The following is a 4,510-nucleotide window of genomic DNA, read 5'->3' as shown; positions in this document are numbered from 1 at the left end:
TACATAAAATACTGGTCTAGTTTCGTGATGTCTTTTTTAAGCAATTTGTCCTTTGATAACTTCAAAAGATATTATTTTTCAGTTGACATACTACCGCAGGTCTTTTCATACGTGAAAAAAGGGGATAACATAAAAAAATCATCCAATATACCGTTACCTCGCAGTATGTTGGATGATTCAAGTTGATTTTCTATATCGTTTCAAATTCTTGCTCCTACTCATAAACTTTTACTTACAGATTAATTGTATTTCGTATCATTTTCATGCAATGAATGTAATTTAATATTTGGTACTTTATCTTTTTCCATACCTCTATTATAAGAAACAGGAACTTGAAATTCGAATTGCTTTGTCTCATGTTTTTGTAAATAGACTGGTTTCGGTACTGGATAGCTTTTTGAATTCTCGTTTGCATTATCATATAAAACAACTTTTAATGCTTGTGAATGATTACGATAATTTTTTAAAGTAACAATGCACTTCGGTTGGATATTATCTCCATTTTTCTCCATTCTACACTGGCTATCTTCTTTTTTATATTCTATTGCTTCTACCCCTGTTTTTCCTGCGTAATACCATGTTTTATTCAATGTTTGAAGGATTGTATTTAAAATAAACGGCATCATTACAATCAAAATACTAGTACCTACTACTTTTATCTTATTCATTTTTCTAAATGCACTAGACTCCTTTTTTCCTAGCCATTTTAAAAATAATATAAATGCAATTACATGTAGTATGAAAGAAACAATCAATATATTTGAGACTTTATAATCCATATAAACATACGTATGTATCGGAACCTTATAGACATTGAATAGTTTTTCCCCAATTAATTCATTATCATTTGGAATTTTTAATAATAACAAAACCCCTATACTGTAACAAATAGCTACTAATCGATCATACTCAATACGAATCATTCTTTCTCCCCTTCACTTTGTTTTTTATTATCGATTTTAGCTATTATTACCATACTATACAATCTTTTTATAGAGGATAACGTAAAAAAGTTCCTTATAAATATATAAAGAACCTTATTAATATACATTATGAATTAAAAAATCAATATACAATTTTCACATAGAGATTTCTTCAAAATATGTTGGATTGTGTATTGTAATTTTTTTATCTAAAATTGTAACAATGCTATCATTTTTTAATTGTTTTAATACGCTGCTAACTGTCTCTCGAGATGTTCCAGATATTTTGGATATTTCAATTGTTGTAAGTGGACATGAAATTACAATCTTTTCCCCACTCTGTTCTCCTAAATCCTGCATTAAATAATTTAACGTTTGGATAACACGATCTTGTGCATTAGGAATTGTAATATTTTGCACTCGATTTTCATTCAATTTTAATATAGATGATAATTGCTGAACAACGTACATCAATTGCGTTCTGCTGGATTTTACCATATCTTCAAAGATTACCGTTGGAATATAATATACCTCCACATCCGTCATTGCTTCTGCTGTATAGTTATATCCTCTGTCTGTAAACATACCACCATAAGGAAAAATAGAATACCGCTTTACATAGTCATCGTATAATAAGTTCCCATTTTGATTAACCCGCTCTAACTTTACAAAACCATCTAACATGAAGTAAATTCTTTCCCTTGAATCCCCTTCTAAAAATAAAAATTGACCTTTTTTATAAGTTCGCCAATAAACAAACTCTGTTAAGCCTTTCAATTTTTTTTCTGTTAAATGAGCAAATAATTCGAACTGCTTTAAGTCTTTCACTACGTTCCGTCTATTCATAAAATTCCCTCTCTCTTGCTGTATGTTGGAGCGAAAAATCAAGAAAGCGTATTCAATTTGAATTTTATCATAATTAACTTATATATTCAGATTTCATCATGAAAACTTTATGAACAATGAGTACAAAAAATATTAATAAATAAAAAGAATGAAGTTATTAACCTCATTCTTTTTTTACTACTAAGTAGCATACATAATAATTTAAACATACATGCATACATTCTGTTTTGAAATAATAGTACCAGCTTTTTCTTCTAGTGCTTCATATACTTTTTCTAAAGACGTAATAATTGTTTTTCTTTTTGGATTTGTATTAACAAAATTAATAGCAGCTTCAATTTTTGGAAGCATGCTTCCCGCAGCAAATTGTTGTTCTTCAATATATTCTTCTAATTGATTCACTGTGACATGCTCTAATTTTTTTTGATTCGGTTGATTATAATTTACATACACATGATCAACTGCAGTTAAAATAACGAGCGTATCGGCATCTACTAATTCTGCTAATTTCTGCGCAGCGAAATCTTTATCGATAACCGCTTCAGTTCCTTTTAATCCTTCTTCGGAATCAATTACTGGAATTCCACCCCCGCCAACAGCTATCACTATGTTTCCATCTTCCACCAAAGAATTAATCACTTTATGTTCATGAATACTTACAGGCTTCGGTGATGGAACAACACGTCTCCATCCTCTACCAGCATCTTCTTTAAACACTGCTTTTGTTTCATCCATTAATCTTCTGGCCTCTTCTTCTGTATAAAAAGGACCAATTGGTTTAGTTGGATTTTTAAATGCCTCATCTTTTTTATCCACAACAACGCGCGTTATAACCGTTGCTACATCTTTTTGTATATTCCGTTTTTTTAATGCCTTTTCAATCGCATTTTCCATCCAATATCCAATCATCCCTTGGCTCATTGCCCCACAAGTATCTAATGGCATTGCAGGTGTCTTTTCCGTTTCTGCAGCTTTTTGCTGTAATAAAATATTCCCCACTTGTGGGCCATTTCCATGCGCAATTACTATATCCACATCATTTTCCATTATTTTCACAAGTTGTTCTGCCGTTTTTTCCAACGCTTCTTGCTGCGCTCCCGCAGTAGCTTCTCCAGACTGTATCGCATTTCCCCCTAGTGCAACTACAATTTTTCTTCGTGCCATATTCCAGCCCTCCAGTTGATTTCGCTTTCACAGCGCTTTATAAAGTAATACTGCCTGTAATTAATCCATAAATCGCAAAGAATGCTAAAGCACCAATTGCTACGGATGATGCTAATTCCACTCGAGTAAATATTTGCTTCGAACTCTTTTGCTTTTGAACATTGTAAAAAATAAAAATACCTGGCGCATATAAAGTCATTGTTAATAATAAATACTCTAAACCGGCTGCATAAACTAACCACACGCCATAAATACTTGCGATCAAGCCAATTATTATATTTTTATTTCGATCTGCTTCTTCAGACTTTAAGCTATGCTTCAGTTGATAAAATGCTGAAAAAGCATATGGGATTAAAATAGCTGAAGATGCTAAAGAGAATGCAAAGTTATACGCCTGATCAGAAACGACGAATGTTAACAAGAATATTTGTATTAAACCATTTGTTATCCATAATGAATTTACTGGAGCCTTATTTTTATTTTCTTTTGCGAACCATTTTGGAAATACTCCATCTTTAGCCGCTAAATATGGAATTTCAGAAGCGAGCAAAGTCCAACCTAACCAAGCACCTAATACAGAGATGACTAAACCTAAATTAATAAAGATAGCACCCCATTTTCCAACAACACTTTCAAACAAATAAGCCATAGCCGGATTTTTCAAACCTGCAATGTCTGCTTGCTGCATAAGTCCAAGAGACAATAATGTGATTAAAATGTAAATGATGAGTGTACCAATTAAGCCAATAACGGTTGCTTTCCCTACATCACTTCTATTTTTTGCTCGACTGGATAAAACAACAGCCCCTTCTACCCCAATAAATACCCATAAAGTTACAAGCATTGTACTTTTAACTTGGCTGCCAACTGCTCCCCATGAAAAAGAACCAGTTTGCCCCCAAAATCCATCTAAGAACGTATCAATATGAAACGCAAAGATTCCTATGACAATAAATACAAATACAGGTACTAATTTCGCGATTGTAGTTACTAAATTCACAAGGGCTGCTGATTGAACTCCACGTAAAATTAACATGTGAACACACCATAATAATACGCTTGCACCAATAATGGATTCTACATTTTGACCGCCTTCAAAGATCGGGAAGAAATATCCTAATGAAGAAAACAATAATGTACCGTAAGCTACATTCCCAAGCCAAGCAGATAGCCAGTATCCCCACGCACTATTAAACCCCATAAAATTACCAAACCCTGCTTTTGCATAGCTAAAAATACCACCATCTAAATCTGGCCGTTTTACAGTTAGATTTTGAAAAGATAATCCGAGTGCAATCATCCCAATTCCTGTTATAACCCAGCCAATAATAATGGCTCCAGCACCAGCACCTTTTGCCATATCACTCGCTAAATTAAAGGCTCCACCGCCAATCATAGACCCAACTACAAGAGCCGTTAGTGTAAACAACCCTAATTTCTTATCTTCACCCATTCCACTCACCTCTCTCGTATGATTAAGTTAGGTTTTTTAGGGACGGGATGTACCTATAAACCCAAGAGTATCTATTTTTATGAGATACTTAAATTTGTAGATAGAGTGTTGCCGACCACCTCCT

General features: G+C 33.2%; 4 protein-coding genes. All 4 read right to left on the bottom strand.

Annotated features, from left to right (window positions below):
- Nucleotides 1–239: 239 nt before the first annotated feature.
- Complete coding sequence (locus MR168_RS32270) at nucleotides 240–923, bottom strand: ABC transporter permease (RefSeq protein ID WP_086411525.1); 684 nt, start codon at nucleotides 921–923, stop codon at nucleotides 240–242.
- A gap of 156 nt (nucleotides 924–1,079) precedes the next feature.
- Nucleotides 1,080–1,769 (bottom strand): Crp/Fnr family transcriptional regulator, encoded by a 690-nt coding sequence (locus tag MR168_RS32265; protein ID WP_001081906.1) that lies wholly within the window; start codon nucleotides 1,767–1,769, stop codon nucleotides 1,080–1,082.
- A 201-nt stretch (nucleotides 1,770–1,970) separates the two neighbouring features.
- Nucleotides 1,971–2,933, bottom strand: a complete 963-nt coding sequence (arcC, locus tag MR168_RS32260; RefSeq protein ID WP_000113953.1) for a carbamate kinase — start codon at nucleotides 2,931–2,933, stop codon at nucleotides 1,971–1,973.
- Between the two features lie 37 nt (nucleotides 2,934–2,970).
- Nucleotides 2,971–4,386 carry an arginine-ornithine antiporter gene (arcD, locus tag MR168_RS32255; protein ID WP_000503412.1) on the bottom strand — a complete coding sequence of 472 codons (1,416 nt, stop codon included), beginning with the start codon at nucleotides 4,384–4,386 and terminating at the stop codon, nucleotides 2,971–2,973.
- Nucleotides 4,387–4,510: the final 124 nt, after the last annotated feature.

The organism is Bacillus cereus group sp. BfR-BA-01356, from assembly GCF_022663635.1.
Taxonomy (GTDB): Bacteria; Bacillota; Bacilli; order Bacillales; family Bacillaceae_G; genus Bacillus_A; species Bacillus_A cereus.
The sequence above is the reverse complement of the archived record's forward strand: the minus strand, read 5'-3'. Positions and strand labels throughout refer to the sequence as shown.

Coding starts and splice junctions, on each gene's coding strand:
- arcD (WP_000503412.1), bottom strand. CDS start 4,386: ATGGGTGAAGATAAGAAATTAGGGTTGTTTACACTAACGGCTCTTGTA.
- MR168_RS32270 (WP_086411525.1), bottom strand. CDS start 923: ATGATTCGTATTGAGTATGATCGATTAGTAGCTATTTGTTACAGTATA.
- MR168_RS32265 (WP_001081906.1), bottom strand. CDS start 1,769: ATGAATAGACGGAACGTAGTGAAAGACTTAAAGCAGTTCGAATTATTT.
- arcC (WP_000113953.1), bottom strand. CDS start 2,933: ATGGCACGAAGAAAAATTGTAGTTGCACTAGGGGGAAATGCGATACAG.